At 74.6% G+C, this 26,250-nt stretch carries 20 protein-coding genes; 12 read left to right on the forward strand and 8 right to left on the reverse strand.

All coding sequences use genetic code 11. The features are described 5' to 3' along the window. The first annotated feature begins 62 nt into the window (after positions 1-62). Positions 63-1,409 carry a M14 family metallopeptidase gene (locus tag ACZ7JZ_RS00645; RefSeq protein ID WP_470931687.1) on the forward strand — a complete coding sequence of 449 codons (1,347 nt, stop codon included), beginning with the start codon at positions 63-65 and terminating at the stop codon, positions 1,407-1,409. Between the two features lie 110 nt (positions 1,410-1,519). Here ACZ7JZ_RS00645 and ACZ7JZ_RS00650 read toward each other — a convergent pair whose 3' ends face one another. Beyond that, positions 1,520-1,927 (reverse strand): RidA family protein, encoded by a 408-nt coding sequence (locus tag ACZ7JZ_RS00650; protein ID WP_470932419.1) that lies wholly within the window; start codon positions 1,925-1,927, stop codon positions 1,520-1,522. 14 nt (positions 1,928-1,941) lie between these two features. Further along, the gene (locus tag ACZ7JZ_RS00655; RefSeq protein WP_470931689.1) at positions 1,942-2,805 is read right to left on the reverse strand and encodes an IclR family transcriptional regulator; all 864 of its coding nucleotides are present in this window, start codon (positions 2,803-2,805) and stop codon (positions 1,942-1,944) included. 130 nt (positions 2,806-2,935) lie between these two features. On the opposite strand from ACZ7JZ_RS00655, the gene ACZ7JZ_RS00660 reads away from it, so the two are divergent. From ACZ7JZ_RS00660 to ACZ7JZ_RS00670, 3 genes are all read left to right on the forward strand, one after another. Beyond that, complete coding sequence (locus tag ACZ7JZ_RS00660; protein ID WP_470931691.1) at positions 2,936-4,261, forward strand: alanine racemase; 1,326 nt, start codon at positions 2,936-2,938, stop codon at positions 4,259-4,261. Between the two features lie 10 nt (positions 4,262-4,271). Then, on the forward strand, positions 4,272-5,855 hold the full coding sequence (locus ACZ7JZ_RS00665) for an N-acyl-D-amino-acid deacylase family protein (RefSeq protein WP_470931693.1): 1,584 nt from the start codon (positions 4,272-4,274) through the stop codon (positions 5,853-5,855). Between the two features lie 102 nt (positions 5,856-5,957). Continuing rightward, on the forward strand, positions 5,958-6,980 hold the full coding sequence (locus ACZ7JZ_RS00670) for a YdcF family protein (RefSeq protein ID WP_470931695.1): 1,023 nt from the start codon (positions 5,958-5,960) through the stop codon (positions 6,978-6,980). Between the two features lie 109 nt (positions 6,981-7,089). On the opposite strand, the gene ACZ7JZ_RS00675 is transcribed toward ACZ7JZ_RS00670, so the two are convergent. After that, positions 7,090-8,436 carry a carbohydrate-binding protein gene (locus ACZ7JZ_RS00675; RefSeq protein ID WP_470931697.1) on the reverse strand — a complete coding sequence of 449 codons (1,347 nt, stop codon included), beginning with the start codon at positions 8,434-8,436 and terminating at the stop codon, positions 7,090-7,092. 133 nt (positions 8,437-8,569) lie between these two features. Next, entirely contained in the window at positions 8,570-9,511 is a 942-nt protein-coding gene (locus ACZ7JZ_RS00680) for a LysR family transcriptional regulator (protein ID WP_470931699.1), read from the reverse strand. Positions 9,512-10,150: 639 nt separating this feature from the next. Here ACZ7JZ_RS00680 and ACZ7JZ_RS00685 point away from each other — a divergent pair. Together ACZ7JZ_RS00685 and ACZ7JZ_RS00690 are read left to right on the forward strand one after the other, a co-directional pair. Then, positions 10,151-11,362 carry a pyridoxal phosphate-dependent aminotransferase gene (locus ACZ7JZ_RS00685; protein ID WP_470931701.1) on the forward strand — a complete coding sequence of 404 codons (1,212 nt, stop codon included), beginning with the start codon at positions 10,151-10,153 and terminating at the stop codon, positions 11,360-11,362. A 115-nt stretch (positions 11,363-11,477) separates the two neighbouring features. Continuing rightward, positions 11,478-11,873, forward strand: a complete 396-nt coding sequence (locus tag ACZ7JZ_RS00690; RefSeq protein ID WP_470931703.1) for an SCO4983 family protein — start codon at positions 11,478-11,480, stop codon at positions 11,871-11,873. Between the two features lie 64 nt (positions 11,874-11,937). On the opposite strand, the gene ACZ7JZ_RS00695 is transcribed toward ACZ7JZ_RS00690, so the two are convergent. Next, positions 11,938-12,399 (reverse strand): hypothetical protein, encoded by a 462-nt coding sequence (locus ACZ7JZ_RS00695; RefSeq protein ID WP_470931705.1) that lies wholly within the window; start codon positions 12,397-12,399, stop codon positions 11,938-11,940. Positions 12,400-12,556: 157 nt separating this feature from the next. Between ACZ7JZ_RS00695 and ACZ7JZ_RS00700 the strand changes: the two genes are divergently transcribed. The 4 genes from ACZ7JZ_RS00700 to ACZ7JZ_RS00715 all read left to right on the forward strand — a co-directional run bounded on the left by ACZ7JZ_RS00700 (position 12,557) and on the right by ACZ7JZ_RS00715 (position 17,108). Continuing rightward, entirely contained in the window at positions 12,557-13,654 is a 1,098-nt protein-coding gene (locus ACZ7JZ_RS00700; RefSeq protein WP_470931707.1) for a hypothetical protein, read from the forward strand. Positions 13,655-13,658: 4 nt separating this feature from the next. Next, the gene (locus ACZ7JZ_RS00705) at positions 13,659-14,864 is read left to right on the forward strand and encodes a toxic anion resistance protein (protein ID WP_470931709.1); all 1,206 of its coding nucleotides are present in this window, start codon (positions 13,659-13,661) and stop codon (positions 14,862-14,864) included. Positions 14,865-14,953: 89 nt separating this feature from the next. Then, positions 14,954-16,519, forward strand: coding sequence for a substrate-binding and vWA domain-containing protein (locus ACZ7JZ_RS00710; RefSeq protein ID WP_470932421.1), 1,566 nt, complete (start codon positions 14,954-14,956; stop codon positions 16,517-16,519). Further along, positions 16,506-17,108 carry a hypothetical protein gene (locus ACZ7JZ_RS00715; RefSeq protein WP_470931711.1) on the forward strand — a complete coding sequence of 201 codons (603 nt, stop codon included), beginning with the start codon at positions 16,506-16,508 and terminating at the stop codon, positions 17,106-17,108. The genes ACZ7JZ_RS00710 and ACZ7JZ_RS00715 overlap by 14 nt, the downstream gene beginning before the upstream one ends. Positions 17,109-17,226: 118 nt before the next feature. Here the strand turns inward: ACZ7JZ_RS00715 and ACZ7JZ_RS00720 are convergent, their stop codons facing one another. Next, a complete protein-coding gene (locus tag ACZ7JZ_RS00720) occupies positions 17,227-19,053 on the reverse strand; it encodes a phosphoenolpyruvate carboxykinase (GTP) (protein WP_470931713.1) in 1,827 nt (608 codons plus the stop codon). 230 nt (positions 19,054-19,283) lie between these two features. Between ACZ7JZ_RS00720 and trhA the strand changes: the two genes are divergently transcribed. Beyond that, the gene (trhA, locus tag ACZ7JZ_RS00725; RefSeq protein ID WP_470931715.1) at positions 19,284-19,934 is read left to right on the forward strand and encodes a PAQR family membrane homeostasis protein TrhA; all 651 of its coding nucleotides are present in this window, start codon (positions 19,284-19,286) and stop codon (positions 19,932-19,934) included. 25 nt (positions 19,935-19,959) lie between these two features. On the opposite strand, the gene ACZ7JZ_RS00730 is transcribed toward trhA, so the two are convergent. Next, a complete protein-coding gene (locus ACZ7JZ_RS00730) occupies positions 19,960-22,053 on the reverse strand; it encodes a thioredoxin domain-containing protein (RefSeq protein ID WP_470931717.1) in 2,094 nt (697 codons plus the stop codon). 199 nt (positions 22,054-22,252) lie between these two features. On the opposite strand from ACZ7JZ_RS00730, the gene ACZ7JZ_RS00735 reads away from it, so the two are divergent. Then, on the forward strand, positions 22,253-25,696 hold the full coding sequence (locus ACZ7JZ_RS00735) for a tetratricopeptide repeat protein (protein ID WP_470931719.1): 3,444 nt from the start codon (positions 22,253-22,255) through the stop codon (positions 25,694-25,696). Between the two features lie 282 nt (positions 25,697-25,978). Here ACZ7JZ_RS00735 and ACZ7JZ_RS00740 read toward each other — a convergent pair whose 3' ends face one another. After that, positions 25,979-26,248: a hypothetical protein gene (locus tag ACZ7JZ_RS00740; protein ID WP_470931721.1), complete on the reverse strand. Its 270-nt coding sequence runs from the start codon at positions 26,246-26,248 to the stop codon at positions 25,979-25,981. Positions 26,249-26,250: the final 2 nt, after the last annotated feature.

Raw genomic sequence — 26,250 nt, forward strand, 5'->3', positions numbered from 1 at the left:
ACGAGCGCACGCTGTGCGCGTCCGCACGGAGCCACCCCCACACTCCACACCCAGGAGCACGCATGCGGCTACGCATCCGCGGCAGCCGAGGACGGAAGGCCGCCACCATGGCGGCCGTACTGGCCCTCGCGCTCGGCGCACCCGCCCTCGGCGCGAACGCCACGGCCTCGGCCCCCCAGAAGCCCTCCACAGCCACCCAGGACGAGGCGATCGTCCAGTACACCGTCCACGGGCCGGCCTCGGTCTCGGCCCGTACGGCCCTGCTCGCCTACGGGGTCTCGATCGACGAGGTGGACGACCACTCGGTGGTCGTCAGCGCCGACACCATGCAGGCGCGGAAGCTGCGCGAGCGGGGCTACAAGCTCACCGCGCTGCCCGCCCCGCCCCAGCGCAACGCCCCCGGGGTCGCGGCGGCCCCCTTCGACTTCCCCTCGGCCGACTCGCGCTACCACAACTACGCCGAGATGAGCGCCGTCATCGACCAGCGGATGGCGCAGTACCCGAACATCATGAGCAAGCGGGTGATCGGCAAGTCGTACCAGGGCCGCGACCTGGTCGCCATCAAGATCAGCGACAACGTGGGCACCGACGAGGCCGAGCCCGAGGTCCTCTTCACCGCCCACCAGCACGCGCGCGAGCACCTGACCGTCGAGATGGCGCTCTACCTGCTGCGCGAGTTCGGCGAGGACTACGGGACCGACGCGCGGATCACCAACATGGTGAACAACCGCGAGATCTGGATCATCCCGGACCTCAACCCCGACGGCGGCGAGTACGACATCGCCTCCGGCTCCTACCGGTCCTGGCGCAAGAACCGGCAGCCCAACGCCGGCTCCTCGTACGTCGGCACCGACGAGAACCGCAACTGGAACTACAAGTGGGGCTGCTGCGGCGGCTCCAGCAGCAGCAAGAGCTCCGAGACCTACCGCGGCTCCGCGGCCGAGTCGGCCCCCGAGGTCAAGGTGGTCTCCGACTTCGTGCGCAGCCGGGTCGTCGGCGGCAAGCAGCAGATCAAGACCGGCATCGACTTCCACACGTACAGCGAGCTGGTGCTGTGGCCGTACGGCTACACGTACAACGACACCGCACCCGACCTGACCGCCGACGACCTCGGCGCCTTCAAGGCCGTGGGCCAGAAGATGGCGGCCAGCAACGGCTACACGCCGGAGCAGTCGAGCGACCTCTACATCACCGACGGCACCATCGACGACTGGCTGTGGGGCGCCCACAAGATCTTCGGCTACACCTTCGAGATGTACCCGAGGAGTTCAAGCGGCGGCGGCTTCTACCCGCCCGACGAGGTCATCGAGCGCGAGACCAGCCGCAACCGCGACGCGGTGCTCCAGCTGCTGGAGAACTCGGACTGCATGTACCGCTCCATCGGCAAGGAAGCGCAGTACTGCCGCTGACGGCCGCCGGCCGGTAAGGCCCGGCCGGCACCGGCCCTGCTGAAACACCCCGGGCGGACGAGGGGGGCGCCGGAGGAACCCGGCGCCCCTTTTCCGCTGCCCGGCGGGCCTCAGCCCAGCACGGCCAGGGCGTCGATCTCGACCAGGAGGCCGGCCGGGAGGCCCACGTAGACGGTGGTGCGGGCGGCCGGGACCTCCTTGAGGTGCTCCTCGAAGTAGGCGTTGTAGATCTCGTTCATCTCGGCGAAGTGCGCGGTGTCGGTGAGGTAGACGCGGATCATCACCACGTCGTCCCAGGTCGCGCCGCCGGCGGTGAGCACCGAGCGGACGTTCTCCAGGGTCTGGAGGGTCTGCTCGCGCAGGGTGGGGCCGGCGGGGGTGGGCGGCTGCCCGTCCACGTGCGGCAGGAAGCCGACCTGGCCGGCGACCTGGAGGATGTTCCCCTTGCGGACGCCGTGCGAGAACCTCGCGGGCGGGGCGGTGTGGGTGGCGGGGGTGACGGCGGTCTTCCCGGTCACCGGGGTCTTCTCGGTCACTGCGGTCCTTCGTGCTCGGCGGGGCCTGCGGGGTCGCTTCCGGGTCCGGAGTCCGTTCCGGCGCCGGTTCCTGTTCCGGATTCCGTTCCCGGTTCCGTTCCCGTTCCGGCTGCGGGTGCGGTCTGGCCGGCGTAGTCGCGGCTCAGGGCGGCCGCGGTACGGCGTACCAGCGGGAGGAGTCCGAGGAGGGCCTCCGCGTCCACCAGGGCGGAGGGGGCCGAGAGGGAGACGGCGGCCGACGCCCGGCCGTCCGGGCCGCGGACGGGCGCGGCCACGCAGTGGACGGTCTCCTCGTGCCCGCCGGGGTCCACCGCCCAGCCCTGCGCCCGTACGGTCTCCAGCTCGCGCAGGAAGGCGGCGGCGTCCGGGGTGGAGCGGGCGGTGTAGGCGGGGTAGTCGAGCCGGGCGGCCAGGGCGCGGCGCTCGGCGGCCGGGAGGTCGGCCAGGATCACCTTCGCGACGGCGGCCACGGTCATGGCCACGGGCCGGCCGATCCGCGAGTACATGCGGACCGGGTAGCGGCTGTCGATCTTGTCGAGGTACAGCACCTCCCCGTCCTGGTGGACGGCGAGGTGGACGGTGTGCCCGGTGCGCTCGTTGAGCTCGACGAGGTGCGGGTGGGCGATCCCGCGCAGGTCCAGCTGTTCGACGGCCTCGGCGGCGAGGGTGAAGAAGCGGGCGCCGAGGCGGTGGCGCCCGTCGGGCTGGCGGTAGACGAACCCGTGCTCGTGGAGGGTGCGCAGCAGCCGCATGGCGGTGCTCTTGTGCGCGCCGATCTCGGCGGCGACCTGGCCGAGGTCGGCCGGGCCGCGGGCCAGGAGGGGCAGGATCGCCAGGGCCCTGCCGAGCGACTGGCTCATGGGCCGTCCTTCCGTCTCCGCCGGGCCGGGGGCGGGGCGTTGACCCGCCGTCATGCGGGATGTTAGACAGCGTGCGGCGGCATGCGCAATGCGTGTTGCGCACTGTGCAACACAAGGGCTGGAGGCAGGGATGGCCGAGGACACGGGCCGGGAGCTGGTGCGCGAGCGCGTGGCGGAGCTCGGGCGGGAGCGGGTGGACCACCGGTTCAAAGGGCTGCCGCCGGACGCGGAGGCCGCTGGGCTGTCCGTGGCGGAACTGGCCGCGGAGCGCCGCGACCTGTTCACCGGCGGGTTCACCACCCCCGTGCTGACCCTCGACGGCCCCGCCCTGGAGCACAACCTCGCGGCCCTGGGCGCGTACGCCGGGCGGCACGGGCTGGCCTTCGCCCCGCACGGCAAGACCTGCATGGCCCCCGCCCTGTTCGAGCGCCAGCTCGACCACGGGGCCTGGGGGATCACCGTGGCGATGCCCCACCAGGCGCGCGTGTGCCGGGCCTTCGGGATCCGACGGATCTTCCTGGCCAACGAGCTCGTGGACCCGGCCGCCCTGCGCTGGGCGGCCGCCGAGCTCGCGGCCGACCCGCAGTTCCGCTTCCTCTGCTACGTGGACTCCGTCCGCGGGGTCGGGCTGATGGACGCGGCCCTGCGCGGGCACCTGCCCGCGGACCGCCGCCTGGACGTGGTCGTGGAGCTCGGCGCCGGCGACGAGGGCCGTACGGGCGCCCGTACGGAGGCCGACTGCACGGCCGTCGCCGACGCCGTCGCCGCCACCGGCACCCTGCGGCTGGCCGGCGTGGCCGGGTACGAGGCCACCATGCCGGGCGCGGACGCGGACTCCGTCCGGGCCTGGCTGCGCCGGCTGACCGCCCTGGCCGCCGCGTTCGACGGGGCGGGCCGGTTCACCGGCACCGGGCTGGACGAGATCGTGGTCAGCGCGGGCGGCAGCGAGTGGTTCGACGCGGTGGCGGAGGTGTTCGCGGAGGTCCCCGCCCTGTCCCTGCCGGTGCTGCGGCTGCTGCGCTCGGGCGCGTACGTCTCCCACGACCACGGCTGGTACGAGGGGCTCACCCCCTTCAACCGGATCCCCGCGGAGGGCGGTCTGCTGCCCGCCTTCCGGCTCTGGACCCAGGTCGTCTCCCGCCCCACCCCCGGCCAGGCCTTCGTCAACGCGGGCAAGCGCGATATCGCCTACGACCTGGGGCTGCCCCGGGTCGTGGCGGTGCGCAGCGGCCGGGACGGGGCCGTGCGGCCGGTGCCGGACGGCGCCGGGATCACCGTGGAGAAGCTGTCCGACCAGCACGCCTGGCTGCGGACGGAGGAGGGCGCGGAGCTGGAGGTCGGCGACTGGGTGTGCCTCGGCATGGCCCATCCGTGCACGATCTTCGAGAAGTGGCCGCTGATCCCGGTGGTCGGGGCCGACGGCTCCGTCGGCGACTACGTCCGCACCTTCTTCTAGGGCGCGGGCCGTGGACCTCGTCCTGCGGGGGGCCCGGATAGCCGACGGCACCGGCGCCCCCTCGTACCGGGCCGACGTGGGCATCCACGAGGGCCGGATCGCGGTGATCGGGCGGAGCCCGGGCGCCCTGCCCGGCGGCGGGCGCACCACGCTCGACGCGGACGGGCTGGTGCTCGCCCCCGGCTTCGTGGACATGCACGCGCACAGCGACCTCGCCCTGCTGCGCGACCCCGACCACAGCGCGAAGGCCGCGCAGGGGGTCACCCTGGAGGTGCTGGGCCAGGACGGGCTGTCGTACGCGCCGGCCGACGGCCGCACCCTCGAAGGGGTGCGGGCCGCCGTCTCCGGCTGGAACGGCGACGGCTCGGACGTGCCCGGCGGGATCGGCTGGCGCACGGTCGGCGGCTACCTCGACCGGCTCGACCGGGGCATCGCCGTGAACGCCGCCTACCTGGTCCCGCAGGGCACCGTGCGGGCGTACGCCGTGGGCTGGGAGGACCGGCCCGCGACCCCGGCGGAGCTCGACCGGATGCGGCAGCTGGTGGCCGACGGCCTGGCGGACGGGGCGGTCGGCATGTCCTCCGGGCTGACCTACACCCCCGGGATGTACGCGCCGGACGCCGAACTCGCCGAACTGTGCCGGGTGGTGGCCCGCTACGGCGGCTACTACTGCCCCCACCACCGCTCCTACGGGCGCGGGGCCCTGCGCGCGTACGCGGAGATGGTGGAGCTCGCCCGGTCGGCGGGCTGCGCCCTGCACCTGGCCCACGCCACGATGAACTTCCCCGAGAACGAGGGCCGGGCCGGCGAGCTCCTGGAGCTCCTGGACGGGGCCCTGGCCGCCGGGGCGGACATCACCCTCGACTCGTACCCCTACACGCCCGGGTGCACCACGCTGGCCGCCCTGCTGCCCTCCTGGGCCCACGAGGGCGGCCCGGCGGCCCTGCTGGAGCGGCTCGCGGACCCGGCGGCGGCCGAGCGGATCCGGTACGCGCTGGAGGTGACGGGCTCGGACGGCTGCCACGGGGTGCCGGTCGACTGGTCCTCGGTCGAGGTCTCGGGGGTGGCGGACGCCGCGGACGCGGGGCTCTCGGCGCAGGTCGGCCGGCGGATCCCGGACTGGGCGACCGCCCGCCGGCTGCTGCTCGCGGACCGGCTGGGCGTGACCGTGCTCCAGCACGTGGGCCACGAGGAGAACGTACGGGCGATCATGCGGCACCCGGCGCACACCGGGGGCTCCGACGGCATCCTCCAGGGCGCGAAGCCGCACCCGCGCGCGTACGGGACCTTCCCGCACTACCTGGGCCGGTACGTGCGCGAGCTGGGCGTCCTGTCGCTGGAGGAGTGCGTGGCGCACCTGTCGGGACGGCCGGCGGCCCGGCTGCGGCTGCCGGACCGGGGGCGGGTCCTCGAGGGCTACCGGGCGGACCTGGTGCTCTTCGACCCGCGGACGGTGGCGGCGGGCTCGACGTACGCGAACCCGCGCGCGCTGCCGTCCGGGATCCCGCACGTGCTCGTCGACGGGCGGTTCGTGATCCGCGAGGGGCGGCGCACGGACGTCCTGGCGGGGCGGTCGGTACGGCGGACGGGGTGAGAGCGGGGGCAGCCGCTGAGCGGGCGGGGCGTGCAGACGGGGCCGGGCGGGCCGCGGTCCGATGATCGTCCCGCCCCGCACCCGGCCCCTACGATGGGCCGCATGGCCGTCTTCGCCCTGCCCGTGCTCTTCTTCGTGCTGTTCTGCCTCAGCGCCCGGGAGGACCGCCGCCGCTTCCGCAACGCCGTCCTGCTCGGCCTCACCTGCCTGACCGGCTCCGCCGCCCTCGTCGCGCAGGCCGCGACGCTCCCGGCGCCGATCCCCCTGCTGACCGTCCTCGCGGCCCTCGTCCTCCCGGCCCTCGGCACGGTCGCCCTCGGGGTCTACCTGGTCGCCAACGGCATCACCATGGTCCGCAAGGAGGGCCGCAGCCCGGCGAACCTGCTCTCCCTCGCCGCCGGGCTGGCCATCTTCACGATGATCGGCCTGCTGCTGTTCGTACGGGACTCCGGCACCCCCGTGCTCGACGGGGTCGTCCTGACCCTGACGGCGATCGCCGCGTACGTGTCCTTCGTCTTCCTCTGCTTCCTCGGCTACGCCTGGCTGTACGGGCGCATCCGGGTCCGCGGGGACGTGGACTACGTGGTCGTGCTCGGCTCCGGGCTGATCGGCGGGGAGCGGGTACCGCCCCTGCTGGCCTCCCGGCTGGAGAAGGGCCGGCAGATCCACCTGGCCCAGACCGGCCGCGGCGGCCGGCCCCCGCTGCTGCTGACCTCGGGCGGGCAGGGCCCGGACGAGAAGCTGCCGGAGGCCGCGGCGATGGCGCGCTGGCTGGCGGAGCGGGGGGTGGCGCGCGAGCACCTGCGCGAGGAGGACCGCTCCCGCACGACCACCGAGAACATGGCCTTCAGCCGGGAGCTGATGACGGCGGAGGCGGGCCCGGGCTACCGCTGCGTGGTCGTCACCAACGACTACCACGCCTTCCGGGCCGCGATGACGGCCCGCCGGGAGGGGGTCAACGGGCAGGTGCTCGGCTCCCCGACGGCCCGGTACTTCCTGCCGAGCGCGACGATCCGCGAGTTCGTGGCCGTCTTCTGGGAGCACCGGGCGGTCAACCTGTCCGTCTGCGGGCTCCTGGCCCTGCTGGGCGCGCTGGCGACCCTGGCCGCCGTCCAGTGGGTCTGAGCCCCGGGGCCCGGACCCCCGGGCACGGACCCCGGACGCGCCACACCGCGGCTCCCCCCTCTGGAGCCGCGGTGTGGAGTACCGGGTCAGGCCCGGGTGCGGGCCCGGGTCACAGGCGCTGCCAGAGCGCCGGGACCACCGGGGGCTCCCAGCCGGTCTGCGCCTGGTGCCCCTGGATGCAGCGGTAGCCCGCACCGCCGTACGTCACCGTGTCGCCGGCCTTGTAGACCCCGCCGGCCTTCCAGGTGCCGCCGGGCTCCGGCTCGGGCTCCGGCTCGGGGCCGGGACCGCTGCCGGTGGTCTTCAGGGTCAGCCCGTAGTTCTGCAGGAGCGGGTTGAGCGGCTGGAAGAAGGTGGTGCCGCCGCTGGAGCAGTTGCCGGAGCCGCCGGAGGTGACGCCCTGGGCCTGGCTGCCGGAGATGTACGAGCCGCCGGAGTCGCCGGGCTCGGCGCAGACGGTCGTGCGGGTCACGCCGGAGATGGTGCCCTCGGGGTAGGTGACGCTGGTGTTGTGCTGCGAGACGGTGCCGCAGTGCCAGCCGGTGGTGGAGCCGGAACGGCAGATCGAGGCGCCGACGGGCTGCAGCACCGAGCCGGTGACCTGGACGTTCGCCCCGCCGCTGCCCTTCACGTACGGGGTGGAGGTCCACTGGCTGTTGGCGGCGACCCAGGCCATGTCGCTGCCGGGGAAGACCGAGCCCTGGAAGGAGCCCTGGGCCACCCGGTTGAACCCGGACGTGGTGGTGCCGGCCCGGCCGCAGTGCCCGGCGGTGGCGAAGCCCTGCGTGGTGCCGCGGGTGACGGCGAAGCCGACCGAGCAGCGTCCGCTGCTGCCCATGTAGTACGCGTCGCCGCCCCGGATGTCGTACAGCGGGCGCGGGGCCTCGGCGGTACGGACGATCCGCACGTCGGCGGCGCGCAGCCCGGCGCGGCGGACCACGGCCCGCCCGGCCCCGGCGCGGGTCTCCTCGACCACGAGGGTGTTGGCGCGGGTGTCGACGTACCGGACGGGGGTCTCGGCGGTCGCCGCCCGGTCCACGGCGGACTTGGCGGACTCCAGGGCGGCCAGGGTGCGGCCGACGACCTTCGCGGAGGCGCCCGCGGCGCGTATCGCGGCGGCGTCGGCGGCGCGGGCGGTGGCCACGGTGAGGCGGCCCGACTCGGCCCCGTCGACCCAGGCGCCGGCGAAGGCGCTGCCGAGCTGCTGGCGGAGCCGGGCGGCGACGGCTCCCGCCTCGGCCTCGTTCCCGAGCCGGGTCACGGCCTGCGCCCGGGTCAGCCCCAGGTCGCGCTGCATGGCCGCGAGCACCTCGGGCTGCGCGGACGCGGCCCCGAGGGCCACGGCGGCCGACTTCACACCGGGCGCGGCGGCCTGCCCGGCGCCCTGCATCCCGGCCACCACCATCCCGGCGGCGGCAAGGGCGGTACACGCCACACGGACGTGTCGTCGAAGCATGGGGGATCTCCTCGTGGGGGGTGGGGATGGGGAGGTGCCCTCACGCTACGACCCCGAACTCCCCCCACCCAGCTCCCACTTGACCCCTCGCACGGTGTTATGGCCACGACCCCGCTCCCCCCCTTCGTCCCCCTCAACCCGACAGCGGGGCCTCGCGGGCCGCGCTGCGGTGGAGGGCGGCGGTGTGGGCCTCGCGGGCGTGGGCGATGACCCGGGGGGCGCGGGGGGCGGCGGGGGCGGCCGGGTGCCAGCCGAGGAGGTGGCGCCAGAGGAGGGGGGAGCCGGTCAGGGGGCGGGTGACCAGGCCCGGGGTGGCGGGGAAGCTGGCCCGGCACAGGCCCACGGCCCGGCCCACCTGCACGAGGTGCACGCAGGAGGCGGTGTCGGCCTCGTACACGCAGGCCGGGGTGAAGCCGGCCCGGACGCAGGCGGCGGCGAAGCAGTCGCCGAAGCAGCCGTCCCCGGGGACGTCGGTCCAGGCCTCGGCGGCGAGCTCGGCGAGCTCGATCTCCGTACGGGGGGCCAGGGGGTGGTCGGCGGCGAGCATCACGTACACGGGGTCCCGCGCCACCTCCGCCCAGGCCAGCCGGCCCTCCTCCGGCGGGGCGCTCTCCCCGCACACCCCGACCAGCGCGAAGTCGAGCCGCCCCTCCCCCACCGCGGCCGCGATCCCGCGCTCCGACCAGGAGGTGTACGTGGTCACGGGCGCGCCGGGGTCGGCGGCGGCGAGCCGGTCGACGAGGCCGCCGAGCAGGGGGCCGTGGGTGCCGCCGAGGCGGTAGCCCGGGGAGGCGGAGCCGCCTGCGCCGGCCGCGAACCGGATGGCCTCCTCCTGGAGCTCGCAGACCGCGGGCAGCACCACCCGGGCCCGGTCGAGCACGAGCTCCCCGAGGGGGGTGGCGCGCACCCCGTCGCGCCCGCGCTCGAACAGCGCGCCGCCGAGGGCCCGCTCGATCCGCTTCAGCTGGGCACTGAGGGCCGGCTGCGCCAGGCCCAGCGCGGTGGCCGCCCTCGTCAGGGAACCGGCTTCGGCGATGGCCCGGATCGTCTTGAGGTGCCTCAACTCCAAGTCCATACCAAGAGCTTGGTTCAGACCACTGCCCGAGCGCTACGCCTGTGCGCGAGCCGCCTGACCCGCTACGCGGGGCTGTTCCCCTACCCTCCCCCAGACTCCGTCCGGGGGGACCCCCTCTTCCCTATACCGGGGGCAGGCCCCCGGACCCCCGGACCGTGCGCTCCGCACCCGGTGCGCTCAAACGCCGCGCGGGCTTGATTTTGCTGCGGTTCGCTGGAACGTGCCGCTCAGCGGCAAAACCCAGCCCCGCCGGCGTTTGAGGCGCGGGGTCCGGGGCGGAGCCCCGACATCCAGCCCCGCCGGCGTTTGAGGCGCGGGGTCCGGGGCGGAGCCCCGACATCCAGCCCCGCCGGCGTTTGAGGCGCGGGGTCCGGGGCGGAGCCCCGGGAACGGGAAGGGGCGGGGTGGGGAACAGGCCCCGCGCAGCGGAGCCCGGGCCGCACAGTGACGAGCGCAACACCAGGGCCGGGGCGCGGCGACCGCACGACGGAATCCGCAGGTGCGGGGCAGGCGGGGGCAGCGGATTCCAAGGGTGCGGCAGAGGCCCGCCCTCGGTTCGCGCGAATCGGGATATATCACCGACCCCCGACCGGCGGAAAAGAAGCCCCGGCCCCGCAGCCCGGCCCGTAAGCTCCCGTCATGCAGGTGATCCAGTCAACGAAGCTCGCCAATGTCTGCTACGAGATCCGCGGCCCCGTGCTCGAAGAGGCCATGCGGCTCGAAGCGGCAGGTCATCGCATCCTCAAGCTGAACACGGGCAACCCCGCGGCATTCGGTTTCGAGTGCCCCCCGGAGATCCTCGAGGACATGCTCCGCAACCTGGGCAACGCCCACGGCTACGGGGACGCGAAGGGGCTGCTGTCCGCGCGCCGCGCGGTGATGCAGCACTACCAGACCAAGGGCATCGACCTGGACGTCGAGGACATCTACCTCGGCAACGGGGTCTCCGAGCTGATCCAGATGTCCATGCAGGCCCTGCTGGACGACGGCGACGAGGTGCTCGTCCCGGCCCCCGACTACCCCCTGTGGACGGCCTCGGTCAGTCTCGCCGGCGGTACGGCCGTGCACTACCGCTGCGACGAGCAGTCCGACTGGATGCCCGACCTCGCCGACATCGAGCGGAAGATCACCGACCGCACCCGCGCGATGGTGATCATCAACCCGAACAACCCCACCGGCGCGGTCTACGGCGACGAGGTGCTGCGCGGCCTGACGGACATCGCCCGCCGCCACAACCTGGTCGTCTGCTCCGACGAGATCTACGACCGGATCCTCTACGACGGCGCCACCCACACGAACACCGCCGCCATCGCCCCCGACCTGCTGTGCCTGACCTTCAACGGGCTCTCGAAGAACTACCGCGTCGCGGGCTACCGCTCCGGCTGGATGGCCGTCTGCGGCCCGAAGAAGAACGCCTCCTCGTACATCGAGGGGCTCACCATCCTCGCGAACATGCGCCTGTGCGCGAACATGCCCGCGCAGCACGCCGTGGCCACCGCCCTCGGCGGCCGCCAGTCCATCGAGGACCTGGTCCTGCCGCACGGCCGGCTGCTGGAGCAGCGCGACACGGCGTACGAGCTGCTGACGCAGATCCCGGGCATCAGCTGTGTGAAGCCGAAGGGGGCGCTGTACCTCTTCCCGAAGCTGGACCCCGCCGTCTACAAGATCAAGGACGACCGGCAGATGGTCCTGGACCTGCTGCGGGCCGAGAAGATCATGGTGGTGCACGGCACCGGGTTCAACTGGCCCGAGCCCGACCACTTCCGGATCGTCACCCTGCCCACGGCCAAGGACCTGGCGGACGCGGTCACCCGGATCGGGAACTTCCTCGACGGGTACGGGCAGCCGTAGCCGCGCCTGCGGCCGCACCCGCGGCCCTACCTTCAGCCGCCAGATTCTGGACTGAGCTCTACTTTAGAACCGATCCAATGTAGGCTGGGCCTCCTGACCCCGCAGGAGGCCTCCCATGTACGAACCCAGCCGCACCAAGCCGGCCGCCCGCACGGCCGGCCGCGACGGGTGCGCCGAGGACTTCCCGCACCGCAGCCGCGGCGAGGAGCTCGACATCCAGCTCGCCGGCCACCTCGCCGCCCTGCTCGCGATCACCGACGAGCTCCGCCTCGACGGGCCCGCCGAGGAGATCGCCCGCCAGGTGTCCCGGCTGCGCGGCGCCCCGCCCGCGCGGCACGCCGGCCACACCCGCGGGGCGGCGGACCACGGCGAACTGCACCGCAGGGCGCACGAGGTCGCCGCCCGCGCCCTGCTCGTCGCCGCCTCCCGGCCCGACACCACCGTCGCGATCCTCGCCGCCGGGCGCATGGAGGCGCACGCCGCCGCGCTGCCCCTCGCCGCGGCCTCCTGACGGGCCCCGGTCCGGGGCCGCGGAGGCCTCGGACCGGGTGCCACCCCCTCCGCGGGCGTCCGCGTCACGGCCCGGCCGCGGCCAGCTCCACCCCGCTCAGCCCGCACCACGGCACCACCCCGGCCGGCCAGACCGGCCCCACCGCCGCCGCGACCGCCGTCGCCCCCGGCGCCAGGTCCGCGACCTCCGTCCGCCCCGGCTTCCCGGCGGCCGGCGGCTCCCCGGGCCCGCTCCCGCGCCGGAAGTCCACCGTGACCACGTACGTCGCCGCGAACTCCCGGCGGCTCGTGACCCGGATGTCCGCGACCACCCGCCGGGTGCCCGGCTCCACCCGGCAGCCGGTCAGCGTGACGTCGCGCGCCGCGGGGACCGGCGGGGCCGGTGCGGGGGCGGGCGCGGGCGGTCCGATGGCCGCCCAGGAGTAGAGCACGAAGGGGGCGAACACCAGCAGCGCCGCCACCAGCACGAGGGCGACCTGCCAGCCCCGCCAGGGACCCGGTCCGGGACCGGGGCTGTCGTACGACATGGGCCGATCATTCCCAGCCACGGGCGCCCCATACCCCCCGCCCGGCGCGGACCGCTCCCGCCCCGCCACCGACGGGCTGCCGAACAGGGACCGATTCGCCACCTGACGTTCATTCAACCCCGCCTGGAATGTGGGTTTCCGCGAGCACGCTGCCCCCGTGAAACGCATCGTGGGTATCGCCCTGGCGATCCTGCTGATCGGCGGCGTGGCAGTGGCCGTCATCGCGGGGCGCGGAGGACAGGGCCTGGGCGGAACGGCAACGAAGACCGTCCGCGGAGTGATCGGGTCGGAGAAGAGCGGCTTCTTCGAGGACCCGGAGGTGGTGGAGGCCCTCGCTGCCGGGGGCTACACCGTGGAGACGGAGACCTCCGGATCCTGGGCCATGGACCGGCTGCCCCTCGAGGAGTACGACTTCGCCTTCCCGAGCAGCGGCGAGCCGGCCCGCGAGGTCCTGCGCAAGGCCGGGCTCCGCGACAGCGCGGCCGCCCATCCCTTCTACTCGCCGCTCGTGGTCCTGACCCGGCCCGACGCGGCCCGGGTGCTCGCCGCCAACGGCCTGGTGCGCATGACCGGCCGCAGCACCGGCACCCTGCGCATGGGCCCCTATCTGGACGCCGCCCGCGCGGACCGCACCTGGCAGCAGCTCAAGGGCTCGGCCCCGTACGCCGAACTCACCGGCACGGTCTTCGTGAAGACCACCGACCCGGCCGCGTCCAACTCGGGCGCCCTGTGGATGGCCGCCGCCTCCTGGGTCGCCAACGGCGGCAGGACGGTCGCGGACGACGCGGCCGTGGCGGCCGTCGGGCCGCTGCTCCACAAGCTGTTCTCCGTACAGGGCGCCCTCGCCCCCAGCACCGACGAGCCCTTCCGGGACTTCGTCAGCGGGGCGGGCAACCCCCTCATCCTCGTGTACGAGTCCCAGGTGGCCGCCCTGCTCCAGCAGGGCGGGAACCCCGCCGACCACGCCGACATGGTGGTCCTCTACCCCGACACCACCGTCAACAGCGACCACACCCTGGTCGCGCTGGACCCCGGCGCCGAACGGCTCGGCAAGCTGCTGAGCACGGACGGGGAGCTGCGCAGGCTCGCCGTCCGGCACGGGTTCCGCCCCCAGGGCGCCCGGTCCGAGTTCACTGCCGCGACCGCCCCGCACGCCGCGTACCTCAACCAGGAGCTCAAGGGGGTCCGCCAGGTCGACGCACCGACCCTGCCGGTCCTGCGCGCGCTCGCCCAGCGGGCCAAGGCAAGGAGCTGACCCCGTGACCACCCCGGAGAACCCGCCGCTCGTCCTGACCGCCCCCGAGCCCGTACCGGCCGTCCGCCCGGAACAGGCCGCCGGGCTGGTCCCCCTCGCGGACGGGGTCCACGAGGAGATGGCCCGCCGCGCCGGGGAGTACGTCGCCTCCCTGGCCGGACTCGACGTCCGCTCCCCCGAGTTCGCCGGCCGGCTCGGCGAGGTGGCCGGGCTCGGCTCCGCCGAGATCCGCGCCGCCGCCCAGCAGTCGAACCGGATGCTCGACCGGGCCGTGCGCTCCCTCGACGGGGGCCGGGCCGGAGCCGGGGGCGGGGAGGCCCAGGAGCGGGTCGCCCGCTCCCTGGTCGAACTGCGCCGCACCGTCGAGGACCTCGACCCCCGCGACACTCCCGCCCGGGGGGCCCGGCGGCTGCTCGCGAAGCTCCCCGGCGGGAACCGGTTCCGCGACCACATCGCGCGGTACGCCTCCTCGCAGGCCACCCTCAACAGGATCGTCGGCGCCCTGCGCGGCGGCCAGGACGAACTGCGCCGCGACAACGCCGCCCTGCACACCGAGCGCACCCGCCTCTGGGAGACCATGGGCCGCCTCCAGGAGTGCGCCGTCCTCACCGCGGCCCTCGACACGGCCGTCGGGCAGCGCATCGCCGAAGCGGGCGCCGCCGACCCCGCGCAGGCCGACGCCCTGCGCGCCGACCTGCTCTTCCCCGTCCGGCAGAAGCACCAGGACCTGCTGACCCAGCTCGCCGTCTGCGCCCAGGGCTACCTGGCCATGGACGTCGTACGCCGCAACAACGACGAGCTGATCAAGGGCGTGGACCGGGCGGCCGCCACCACCGTCTCCGCCCTGCGGACCGCCGTGATGCTGGCCGCCGCCCTCGACCACCAGGGCCGCGTCGTCGAACAGGTCGACGCCCTGCGCTCCACCACCGAGGACCTGATCCGCGGGAACGCCGAGATGCTGTCCGTGCGCAGCGCGGAGATCCAGCGGATCGCCGCCGACCCCGCCGTGGGCGCGGAGACCCTGCGGACGGCGTTCGCGGAGGTCTACCGGACCCTCGACGCCATCGACTCCTTCAAGGTGCGGGCCACCGAGAGCATGGCCGCCACCGTCGAGTCCCTGACCGGTGAACTCCGGTCCGCATCAGCCCACCTGGCCCGCAGCCGCACCGCCGGACCCGCGTCCGGCATCCTCGACGGAGGCAGCGCATGAACCTCTGGGACACCTCCTCCCCGCGCCTGCGCCGCGAGCGCTGCGGCGGCCACCAGCTGCTGGCCCTCGCCGCGGCCTCGGGGCTGCTCATGGCGGCCGCCGCCTGCACCGCCGAGGAGGACCCCGGGCCGGAGGAGACCGCGTACCGGCCCGGCCACCTGCGGATCCTGGCCTCCAGCGAGCTGTCCGACATGAAGCCGGTCCTGGAGGAGGCCCGCAAGGCCACCGGGATCACCGTCAGCCTCAGCTGGACCGGCACCCTCGAAGCGGCCGAACTGGTGGCCGGCGGCGGCGCCTCCGGGCGCTACGACGCCGTCTGGCTCTCCTCCAACGACTACCTGCGGCTGCGCCCCGGGGCCGCCGCGCAGCTGGCCTCCGAGACCCCGCTGATGTCCTCGCCGGTGGCCCTCGGGGTCAAGCCCGAGGCGGTGGCGCGGCTCGGCTGGAAGCCCGCCGAGGTGACCTGGTCCGCGGTCCACCGGGCCGTCACCGAGGGGCGGCTGACCTACGGGATGACGGACCCGGTGCGCTCCAACTCCGGTTTCGCGGCGCTGGTCTCGGTGGCGTCCGGGCTGTCGGGGGCGCAGGCCGCGCTGACCGACGCGGACGTACGCAAGGCCGCGCCGAAGCTGAAGGAGTTCTTCGCCGGGCAGAAGCTGACCTCGGGCTCCTCCGGCTGGCTGGCCCAGGCGTACGCGCGCCGCGGGACGGTGGACGCCCTCGTCAACTACGAGTCCGTCCTGCTGTCCGCCAACCGCGACCTCGCGGCGGCGGGAAGGAGCCCGCTGACCGTGATCCGGCCGCGCGACGGGGTGGTGACCGCGGACTACCCGCTGACCATGCTGGCCTCCTCGCCCGCCGGGGCCCGCGCCTCGGGCCGCGCCCTGACCGCGTACCTGCGCGGGGCGGCGGCCCAGCGGGCCATCACCGGGCAGACCTTCCGGCGCCCGGTGACCCCGGGGGTGGCCCCGGCGGCGGGGCTGGCCGCCGAGAAGCGGCGGGAGCTGCCCTTCCCCGGCAGCCGCTCGGTCGCGGACGGGCTGCTGGCCTCGTACGAGAACGAACTGCGCCGCCCCTCGCGGACGGTGTACGTGCTCGACACCTCGGGCTCGATGGCGGAGGACGGCCGGATCGGCCGGCTGCGCGAGGCGCTGTCCGAGCTGACCGGCACCGGCTCCTCCGCACCCGGGCAGCGCTTCCGGGACCGCGAGGAGGTCACCCTGCTGTCCTTCGGCTCGCACGTGAAGTCCGTGCGCACCCACCTGGTGCGGCCCGGGCGGGCGGGCGCGGCCCTGGACGGGATCCGCGCGGACGTCCGCGCGCTGCGGCCCGAGGGCGGTACCGCCGTGTACAGCAGTCTGGAGGCCGCGTACCGGCACCTCGGCAGCGGCGGGGGCCGGGAGGCCTTCACCTCCATCGTGCTGATGACGGACGGGGAGAACACCCGGGGGGTGGGCGCCGGACACTTCGACTCCTTCTTCGAGCGGCTGCCGGCCGCGCAGCGCGACACCCCCGTCTTCGCGGTGCTCTTCGGGGACTCCGACCGCGAGGAGCTCACGCACATCACCGAACTGACCGGCGGGCGCCTCTTCGACGCCACCGGCGACCGGGGTTCCCTCGACGGGGCCTTCGAGGAGATCCGTGGCTACCAGTAGGGCGCTCGCGTACCTGGAGTCGAAGAAGAACCTGGCCGGCTGCGCCTGCGGGCTGGCGGGGGTCGGGCTGACCCTCGCCGGGGCCGCCGGGGCCTACTGGCCGGTGGTGGTCGCGGGCCTGTACGGGGCGGGCGCGCTGCTCGCCCCGCCGGAGCGGGTGCCCGTACCGGACTTCGACGCCCACGAGGAACTGGGCGTGCTGCGCGGGGACTTCGCGCGGCTGCGCACGTACCTGGACGAGGTGGAGCTGCCGCCCGCCGCGGGCGGGAGGCTGGCGGAGCTGCTCGCCCTGTACGGGGGCCTGCTCGAACCGGGCTGGGTGGCCGGGGTGCTGGCCGCGGACGGGGAGGCGGTGCACCGGCTGGCGCGGGCGGTGCGGCTGGACGTGCCGGAGTGCGTGGACGCGTACCACCGGGCGCGGTGGTGGCACCGGATCCAGCCGGGGGGCGAGGCGCCGGAGCGCCATCTGGAGCGGCAGCTGGGCGCGCTCTTCGGCGAGGCGGAAAGCCTGACGGCGGACCTCCGTGAAACGGAGGCCCGCCGTCAGCAAACGCACACGACTTATCTGGAAGAGCGCGAACGCTCCTGACAGACCTGACAAACCGGTGCTGCGGTGGGCGCCGCTTGGTCGGGGGCTCCCACAGCGGTGGGGGCCGCTTGGTCGGGGGCTCCCACGTCTATCTCCGCCGCTGGTGGCGGGCCCGGTGCTAGCCGAGCCGCTCCACCAGGGCGTGGTACTCGTCCCACAGCTCCTTCGGAGTGTGGTCGCCGTAGGTGTTGAGGTGCTCGGGGACCAGGGCGGCCTCCTCGCGCCACACCTCCTTGTCGACGGTCAGGAGGAAGTCCAGGTCCTCGGCCGGCAGGTCGAGGCCGTCCAGGTCGAGGGAGTCCTTCGTCGGCAGGACGCCGATGGGGGTCTCGACGCCCTCGGCGGTGCCGTCGAGGCGGCCGACGATCCACTTCAGGACGCGGCTGTTCTCGCCGAAGCCGGGCCACACGAACTTGCCCGCGTCGTTCTTGCGGAACCAGTTGACGTAGTAGATCTTCGGCAGCTTGGCCTGGTCCTTGTCGGCACCGACCTTCACCCAGTGACCCATGTAGTCGCCCATGTTGTACCCGCAGAAGGGCAGCATGGCGAAGGGGTCGCGGCGCAGTTCGCCGACCTTGCCCTCGGCGGCGGCGGTCTTCTCGGAGGCGATGTTCGAGCCGATGAAGACGCCGTGGTTCCAGTCGAAGGACTCGGTGACCAGCGGGACGGCGGAGGCGCGGCGGCCGCCGAAGAGGATCGCGGAGACCGGGACGCCCTTGGGGTCCTCCCACTCGGGGGCGATCGTCGGGCACTGCGCGGCGGGGACGGCGAAGCGGGCGTTCGGGTGGGCGGCGGGGGTGCCGGACTCGGGGGTCCAGGCGTTGCCCTTCCAGTCGATGAGCTGGGCGGGCGCCTCCTCGGTCATGCCCTCCCACCACACGTCGCCGCCGTCCGGGGTCAGCGCGACGTTGGTGAAGACGGTGTTCGCGTACATCGTCTTCATGGCGTTGGCGTTGGTGTGCTCGCCGGTGCCGGGGGCGACGCCGAAGAAGCCGGCCTCGGGGTTGATCGCGTAGAGGCGGCCGTCCTCGCCGAAGCGCATCCAGGCGATGTCGTCGCCGATGGTCTCGACGGTCCAGCCGGGGATCGTGGGCTCCAGCATGGCGAGGTTGGTCTTGCCGCAGGCGGACGGGAACGCGGCGGCGACGTAGCGCGCCTCACCCTGCGGCGGGGTGAGCTTGAGGATGAGCATGTGCTCGGCGAGCCAGCCCTCGTCGCGGGCCATGACGGAGGCGATGCGCAGGGCGTAGCACTTCTTGCCGAGCAGGGCGTTGCCGCCGTAGCCGGAGCCGTACGACCAGATCTCGCGGGTCTCGGGGAAATGCGAGATGTACTTGGTGGTGTTGCAGGGCCACGGCACGTCCTCCTGGCCCTCGGCGAGCGGCGCGCCGAGGGTGTGGACGGCCTTGACGAAGAACCCGTCGGTGCCGAGCTCGTCGAGGACGGCCTGGCCCATGCGGGTCATGGTGCGCATCGCGACCGCGACGTAGGCGGAGTCGGTGATCTCGACGCCGAGTGCGGACAGCGGAGAGCCGACGGGGCCCATGCAGAAGGGGACGACGTACATCGTCCGGCCCTTCATGGAGCCGTGGAAGATGCCGTTCTCACCCGTGAAGAGCTCCCGCATCTCGGCGGGGGCCTTCCAGTGGTTGGTCGGGCCCGCGTCCTCGGCCTTCTCGGAGCAGATGAAGGTCCGGTCCTCGACGCGCGCGACGTCGGAGGGGTCGGAGGCGGCGTAGTACGAGTTCGGGCGCTTCGCCGGGTCGAGCTTGCGGAAGGTGCCCTTCTCGACGAGCTCCCCGCACAGGCGCTCGTACTCGGCCTCGGATCCGTCGCACCAGACGATGGTGTCGGGCTGGGTGATCGCCGCGATGTCGTTCACCCAGGAGATCAGCTCCTGGTGCTCGGTCGGAAGGGTGGTGGGAGCCGCGTTGTCGCGCGCCACGATTGCTCCTTGTAGAGGGGTTTTGAGATGTATGCCCCTTGGGGGCTGCGACCCGGACGCTGCGCGCTCCGCTCATCCGGTGTCGACCGCACTCATCTGATCATCCGGTGCGTGTGCGCATATGTCCAGAGGGCCTCTCACGTGAGCATCGCCACTTCCGTCAATCTTCCGTAAAGCGCACTATCGGGGCGCAGGGCGGAAACCTACGGACCCGTAGGTAGCATGTGGCCATGACTTCACTCGCTCCCGCCAAGCCGGTGATGCGCGGCTGGCTGCACGCCGGGATGTTCCCCGCGGTACTGGTCGCAGGGCTGGTCCTGATGGCGTTCACCGATTCCACGCGGGCCCGGGTGGCGTGCGGCGTCTACATCCTGACGGCGTGCCTGCTCTTCGGAGTGAGCGCGATCTACCACCGCGGCACCTGGGGTCCGCGGGGCGAGGCCGTGCTGCGGCGGCTGGACCACGCCAATATTTTTCTGATCATCGCAGGGACGTATACCCCGCTGACGGTGCTGCTCCTCCCGCCGTCCACCGGACGGACGCTCCTGTGGGCGGTGTGGATCGCCGCCGCGGCGGGCATCGCCTTCCGGGTCTTCTGGGTCGGCGCCCCGCGCTGGCTCTACACCCCCTGCTACATCGCCATGGGGTGGGCGGCGGTCTTCTTCCTCCCCGACTTCCTGCGCACGGGCGGCCTCGCCGTCCTCGTCCTGGTCGTCGCCGGAGGCCTGCTGTACAGCGTGGGAGGGGTCGTCTACGGCATGAAGCGCCCCGACCCCTCCCCCCGCTTCTTCGGCTTCCACGAGGTCTTCCACTCCCTGACCCTGGCCGCCTTCGTGGCCCACTACGCGGGCATCTTCCTGGCCGCGCACCAGTACGCGTAGCGGAAGCCCCCCGCTCCGCCCGCCCTCAGGGGCGTACGGGTCCCAGCTGGCCCGCCAGCTCGGCGGGGTCCGTGGTCGGCCGCGAGCAGACGAAGTGCCGGCAGACGTAGGCCGCGGGCACGCCGTCCACGAGGGTCCGGCCGGCCAGCAGCGGGAACTCGGGCTCGGCGCCCGCCCCACCAGTCCCGGCTCCCGTCCCGGCCTCCGCCGCGGCCGGTGCGCCCACCGCGACCACGGCCCCCGGGGCCGCGCCCAGCAGGGCCGTCCGGTGCAGGGCCGCCGTGGCCGGGTCCTGCGGGTGCCCGGCCACGGCGACCTCCCGCGGCCCGTCGAGCAGCGCCTCCGTCACCGCCAGCCCCCACCCGATGAACCGCGGGGCCCGCGGACCCAGGGCCTGTACGACCCCGAGCGCCCGCTCGGCCGCCGTCCGGTGCGCCTGCGACCCGGTGTGCGCCGCGTACGACAGCAGCGCTCCGGCCGCGGCCGTCCACCCGGAGGGCGCGGCGTTGTCGGTCGGGTCCTGCGGGCGGCGGATCAGCTGCTCGGCGTCGTGCGCGGTGTCGTAGAGGGTCCCGTCCTCAGCCGCGAACCGGTCGAGTACGAGGTCCAGCAGGAACCCGGCGAACTCCAGCCACACCCCCTCCCCCGTCACCGAGGCCAGCGCGAGGAACCCCTCCGCCACGTCGGCGTAGTCCTCCAGCACCCCGGCATGGGCCCCGACCCGGCCGTCCCTGCTGGTCCGCGCCAGCCGGGCACGGCCCGCGGAGGCGTCGAAGTGCACCCGTACCAGCAGGTCGGCGGCCTCGGTCGCGCGCTCGACGAGGTCGGGGCGGTCGAAGAAGGCGCCGCACTCGGCGAGCGCGGCGATGGCGAGCCCGTTCCACGCGGCGACGACCTTGTCGTCCCGGCCCGGCGCCGGCCGCAGGTCCCGCGCCGCGAGGAGCCGCGTGCGGATGTCCGCGACCCGGCCGGCCTCCGCCACCGGCCCGTCCTGCGGGAGCTGCAGCACCGAGGAGCCGTGCTCGAAGGTGCCCTCCTCCGTCACCCCGAACAGGCCCGCGGCCAGCTCCCCGTCCGCCTCGCCCAGCACCTCGCGCAGCTGCGCGGGCGTCCAGGCGTAGTACGCCCCCTCGACGTGCCTCCCGCTCGCCGGGTCCTCGCTGTCGGCATCGAGCGCGGACGCGAACCCTCCCTCACCGGTCCGCAGCTCCCGCACCATGAAGTCCGCCGTCTCCAGGGCCACCCGGCGCGCGGTAGCGGATCCGGTGGTCCGCCACAGGTGCGCGTAGGCCCGGCACAGCAGGGCGTTGTCGTAGAGCATCTTCTCGAAGTGCGGCACCACCCACTCCGCATCCACGGAGTACCGCGCGAAACCGCCCCCGAGCTGGTCGTAGATCCCGCCGCGCGCCATGGCCTCACAGGTGTCGGCCGCCATCTGCAGCGCCCCCTCGGAGCCCGTGCGGGCGTGGTGGCGCAGCAGGAACTCGACCACCATGGACGGCGGGAACTTGGGCGCGCCGCCGAACCCGCCGCTGCGGGTGTCGTACTCCCGCGTCAGCCCGAGCAGCGCCGCCGCGGCCTCCTCGGCCCCGGGCACCTGCGCCTTCCCGTAGTCCAGCCGCCGCCCCGCCAGGTCCCGCACGATCCGCCCGGCCACCTCGGCGACCTCCCCGCGCCGCCCCTCCCAGGCGGTCCGCACCCCTTCGAGCACCTGCATGAAGGAGGGCATCCCGTGGCGCGGCTCGGGCGGGAAGTACGTACCGAAGTAGAAGGGCTCCCCCTCGGCCGTCATGAACACGGTCATCGGCCACCCCCCCTGCCCGGTGGCCGCCTGCACCGCCTCCATGTACACGGCATCGACGTCGGGCCGCTCCTCCCGGTCGACCTTCACGTTCACGAAGTGCTCGTTCATGTAGGCGGCGGACAGCTCGTCCTCGAACGACTCGTGCGCCATGACGTGGCACCAGTGGCAGCTGGAGTACCCGACACTGAGCAGCACCGGCACCCCCCGCTCCCGCGCCTCCGCGAACGCCTCGGGCGACCAGGGCCACCACTCGACCGGGTTGTCGGCGTGCTGGAGCAGATAGGGGGAGGTCTCGTCAGCAAGGCGATTCGGCATGGGTGCCATCCTGCCGCACGGCCCCCGCCCCACCCCTCCGGGCCGTACGTCCGTGCCCCACATGGCGGACGGCGGCGCCCGGGCCCGAAAGCTCTGGAGTTCCTCAACTCCGTTGGTTGTGCACAGGATTCGCTGCGCTGAGGGGTATCCCTCTGGAGACTGGTGCTTCCGGACGGGCTGAGCGGCGGAGGGGATGCGGATGCGGGACGTGCATCGCGGGGAAGCCGAGCGGGTGGTGGAGCGGGCCGTGGCCGAGGAGGTGCGGCGGTCCGGGGGGCGGGTGGAGCACGGGGTGCTGCTCGCGCGGGCGCGGGAGGCGCTGGACGGGATGGCGGCCGCCGCCGGGCCCGAGTACGCGGCCTGGACGCGGGCGCTCGACGAGGCGGCGGCCGGGGAGGAGTCCATCGCGGAGGCCTTCCGGCGCGGGAACGCCTCGACGGCGGCGCTGGTGACGGCGGTGGCCGCGGTGGCGGCCTTCGGGGCGGACCTGGCGCTGGGCATGGACACGGGGCCGGCGCTGGGCGCCGGTGCGGTGGTGGCCGTGGCCGGGGCGGCGGCGACCGTCGCGAAGGTGACCGCGTCGCACTGGCCCGCGGCGCACCGGCGGGCGGGGGCGCTGAGCCAGCCCGGGGGTTCGGAGCAGCTGAGGCTGCAGTGGCTGACGGCGCTGGAGGTGCGGGGCGTACGGCCGTTCCTGGACCAGGAGCGGGCGGTGGCGGCGGCGCGGCCGGTTCCGGTGGCGAGACGTACGACGGCGGGGGCGGGGGGCGCGGCGGCGGCCGGGGCAGGTGCCGGGGCTCCGGCCGGCGGCGGGGCGGACGGGTCTGCGGGCGGGTACTCCGGCGGCGGGCTGCTGCCGGGGGCCCGGGGCGGGGAGCGGGCGGCGGCGGCGGGCGGAGGTGCGGGCGTCGAAGCGGGTTCCCGGTCCGGGTCCGCGTCCAGGTTCGGAGCCGGGTCCGGGTCCGCTTCCGGCCAGGGCGGCGGCGGTGGGCTGCCGCGGCTGCGCGGGGCCGACCGGAGTGCGGCGGCGCGGCGGCGGAGTGTGCTGGAGCAGTCGTTCGGGCAGTTGCCCGAGCCGGTGGGGCCGTTCGCGGGCCGCCGGGACGAGCTGGCGCGGATCGTGCAGTGGGTGCAGGCGGCGCGGGCGAGTACGCAGACCCGCCCGGTGGTCGTGGTGCTGTACGGGGAGCCCGGTGTGGGCCGTACCGCGCTGGCCGTGCGGGCGGCGCACCGGCTGCGGGACCAGTTCCGCGGGGCCTGCGTGGTGGACCTGCGCGGCGGGGAGCTGAGCGGGGAGGTTCCGCTGCCGACCCGCGAGGCGCTGCTGCACCTGCTGAACCGGCTCGGTGCACCGCGCGAACAGCTGCTGTTCCGGGAGCGCTCCTCCGCGGAGCAGCAGGTGCGCAGGCTGGCGGAGCTGTACCACCAGCACCTCCAGGGGCTGCCGGTGACGGTGGTGCTGGACGATGCGGTGGACGCGGCGCAGGTGCGGCTGCTGGTGCCGGAGCGCTCGGACAGCCTGGTGCTGGTGACAGCGCGGGAGCGGCTGGAGCTCCCGGCGGACACCCCGGCGTGGGTGCACCACCTGGAGGTGGCACCGCTGCCCGCCGGGGAGGCCGAGTCCGTGCTGCGGACGGCGGTCGAGGACGCCCGCGGCAGCGTGTACGACGAGGAGGCGCTGGCCTCGATCTTCCGGTTCACGGGCGGGCTGCCGCTGGCCCTGCGGCTGACGGGCCCCCTGCTGGGCACGCACTCGGCGCGCCGCTTCGAGGTGCACCTCGCCGAGCGGCTGGGCTCGCTGGACGTGACCGAGCGCGCGCTCGACCTGTCGTACGCGCACCTCCAGGAGCCCGCGCGCCGGCTGCTGCGCCGGCTGCCGCTCGCGGGCCGGGTCTCGCTGGGCGCGGCCGCCGCGGCGGCGCTCGCGGAGACGGAGGAGCCGGAGGCGCTGCGGCTGCTGGCCGGGCTGGCGCGGGCAGGGCTCGTGGACCGGGTGCGCGGGGAGCGGTACCGGCTGCACGACGCGGTGCGCGCGTACGCGGCGGTGAAGCTGCTCGCGGAGGAGGACAGCACGGAGGTCGCGGCCGCACAGGAGCGGCTGATCCGTACGTACGCGCAGCTCGCGGACGCGGTGATCCGGATGGTCGACGGGAAGCGGTCCACGCGCGCGGACCAGTTCGGCGGGCACGGTTTCTCCTCGCTCGACGCGGCGCTGCGCTGGCTGGACGAGGAGTCCAGCTTCATCACGGCGGCGCTGCGCCATGCGCAGGGCGTGGACCAGCGGGCCGTGCTCGACCTGCTGGGCGCCCTGTGCGACTACTGCCTGCTGCGCGGGGACCTGTACCGGCTCGGCGAGATCAACGAGCTCACGCAGGCGGTGGACCAGGGGCTGCTGGCGCGTTCGGTGCAGTGGCGCACGGGCATCGCGGCCCGCCAGCTGGGCGAGCTGGACAAGGCGCGCTCCACGCTGACGTCCGTGGTGGACCTGTACATGGAGGCGCAGCACGAGGCGGGGGCGGCGCGGGCGCTGTGCTCGCTCGGCATCACCCTGCACCACCAGGGGCAGCTGCGGGAGGCGGCGGCGAAACTGCGCGAGGCGCTGGACCTCCAGGCGGCCGAGGAGCTGGCCGGCGACCGCGGCTGGACCCTGCACGCGCTGGCGGCGGTGGAGCGCGACCGGGCCCTGCTGGGCGAGGCGCGCTCGCTCCTGGGCCGGGCGCTGGAGCTGCACCGGGAGAACGAGTCCCTGCACGGCGAGGGCTGGGCGCACTTCCACCTGGGCCAGGTGTACGTGCGGCTGGGCGACGTACCGGCGGCCGAGGGCGAGCTGCGGCGGGCCCTGGAACTGGCGGGCCGGACCCGGGACGCGCGGGCGGAGGCCTGGGCGCTGACGGAGCTGGCGCGGGCCCGGCTGGTGGCCGGGGACCCGGGCCCGGCGGAGGAGGGGCTGCGGGCGGCGCTGGCCCGGCACGAGGAGGCGGAGGACGCGCGGGGCGAGGCCTGGACGCGGTACTACCTGGGGCAGGCGCTGGAGGAGCACGGCCGGCGCGACCAGGCGGTACGGGAGCTGGAGCGGGCCCGGACCATGTTCTCGCGGATGCGGGACGTGTACGGGCTGGCCTGCGCGCGGCACCACTCGGGTCGGCTGACCCGGGACCTGCGGGCCGCGCAGACCGGCAACCTGCGCAACTCCGGTTTCGCGCGGCAGCTGCTCGTCGACGCGCGGGCCGACTTCCACCGGATCGGGCTGGCGCACGGGGAGGCGTGGACCTGCCTGGAGCTCGCGGTGATCGACGCGGGGAACGCGCGGCTCGGGCAGGCGGAGGCGCTGTGCGACGAGGCGGTGGCGCTGTTCGGGTCGTACGGGGATGCGCGGGGCGGGGACTGGGCGCGGTTCCTGCGGTGCACGCTGCTGCCGTACACGGCGGCGGAGGGGGTGGCCGCCGGGGTCGCGGCGGCGCGCGCGGAACTCGCCGCGCTGGCGGCTTCGCCGCACGGGGCGCGGGACGGGGTCCTTGCGGACGCGGTCGACGCCTACGCCGTCCTCCTGGCCCGGGACCCTTCCCCGTCCCCGGACTGGCCCGCCTGGACCCTCCGCCTGACGCCCGGCCGGCACGCGCGGGATGTGGTGGGGGCGGGGTAGGGCGGGGGCAGTCGGGCCGCTGCGCGGAGCTCTCCCCGACCCTCCCCCAGACTCCGTCCGGGGGGACCCCCTCCTTCCCGATACCGGGGGGCAAGCCCCCGGACCCCCAGGCCGTACGCTCCGCGCCCGGTGCGCTCAAACGCCGCGCGGGCTGGATTTGCGCAGCAAATCCCAGCCTCGCCGGCGTTTGAGGCGCGGGGTCTGGGGCGGAGCCCCAGGAACGGGAAGGGGCGGGGTGGGGAAGAGGCCCCGCGCAGCGGAACCGGAACCCGACCCCCAGGGTCAGGAAGCGGACGGCTTCGGCGGGGTCGGTCCGGCCGCCGCAGCCGCGGCACCCGCACCCGCACCCGCACCGGCCCCGGCCCCACCCTCAGGGACCTCTTCGAAGTTGACCCGCCCCATGTGCCGGTTCATCGACTTCATCAGCGCCCACACACCCACCGCAAGGGCCGCGAAGACGATGAACCCGAGGATGCCGGGGGTCACCTTGTTCTTGTCGAAGGTGTCCCCCGCCAGCGGGACGAGCTGGATCAGTGCGTGAGTAGCGCTCATGG

Source organism: Streptomyces sp. NPDC038213, assembly GCF_055600495.1.

Excerpts from the sequence above, each read along its gene's own strand:
- ACZ7JZ_RS00685 (WP_470931701.1), top strand. The coding sequence starts at position 10,151 with ATGCAGGTGATCCAGTCAACGAAGCTCGCCAATGTCTGCTACGAGATC.
- ACZ7JZ_RS00680 (WP_470931699.1), bottom strand. The coding sequence starts at position 9,511 with ATGGACTTGGAGTTGAGGCACCTCAAGACGATCCGGGCCATCGCCGAA.
- ACZ7JZ_RS00645 (WP_470931687.1), top strand. The coding sequence starts at position 63 with ATGCGGCTACGCATCCGCGGCAGCCGAGGACGGAAGGCCGCCACCATG.
- trhA (WP_470931715.1), top strand. The coding sequence starts at position 19,284 with ATGACTTCACTCGCTCCCGCCAAGCCGGTGATGCGCGGCTGGCTGCAC.
- ACZ7JZ_RS00695 (WP_470931705.1), bottom strand. The coding sequence starts at position 12,399 with ATGTCGTACGACAGCCCCGGTCCCGGACCGGGTCCCTGGCGGGGCTGG.
- ACZ7JZ_RS00730 (WP_470931717.1), bottom strand. The coding sequence starts at position 22,053 with ATGCCGAATCGCCTTGCTGACGAGACCTCCCCCTATCTGCTCCAGCAC.
- ACZ7JZ_RS00655 (WP_470931689.1), bottom strand. The coding sequence starts at position 2,805 with ATGAGCCAGTCGCTCGGCAGGGCCCTGGCGATCCTGCCCCTCCTGGCC.
- ACZ7JZ_RS00670 (WP_470931695.1), top strand. The coding sequence starts at position 5,958 with ATGGCCGTCTTCGCCCTGCCCGTGCTCTTCTTCGTGCTGTTCTGCCTC.
- ACZ7JZ_RS00675 (WP_470931697.1), bottom strand. The coding sequence starts at position 8,436 with ATGCTTCGACGACACGTCCGTGTGGCGTGTACCGCCCTTGCCGCCGCC.
- ACZ7JZ_RS00690 (WP_470931703.1), top strand. The coding sequence starts at position 11,478 with ATGTACGAACCCAGCCGCACCAAGCCGGCCGCCCGCACGGCCGGCCGC.
- ACZ7JZ_RS00740 (WP_470931721.1), bottom strand. The coding sequence starts at position 26,248 with ATGAGCGCTACTCACGCACTGATCCAGCTCGTCCCGCTGGCGGGGGAC.
- ACZ7JZ_RS00660 (WP_470931691.1), top strand. The coding sequence starts at position 2,936 with ATGGCCGAGGACACGGGCCGGGAGCTGGTGCGCGAGCGCGTGGCGGAG.
- ACZ7JZ_RS00710 (WP_470932421.1), top strand. The coding sequence starts at position 14,954 with ATGGCGGCCGCCGCCTGCACCGCCGAGGAGGACCCCGGGCCGGAGGAG.
- ACZ7JZ_RS00735 (WP_470931719.1), top strand. The coding sequence starts at position 22,253 with ATGCGGGACGTGCATCGCGGGGAAGCCGAGCGGGTGGTGGAGCGGGCC.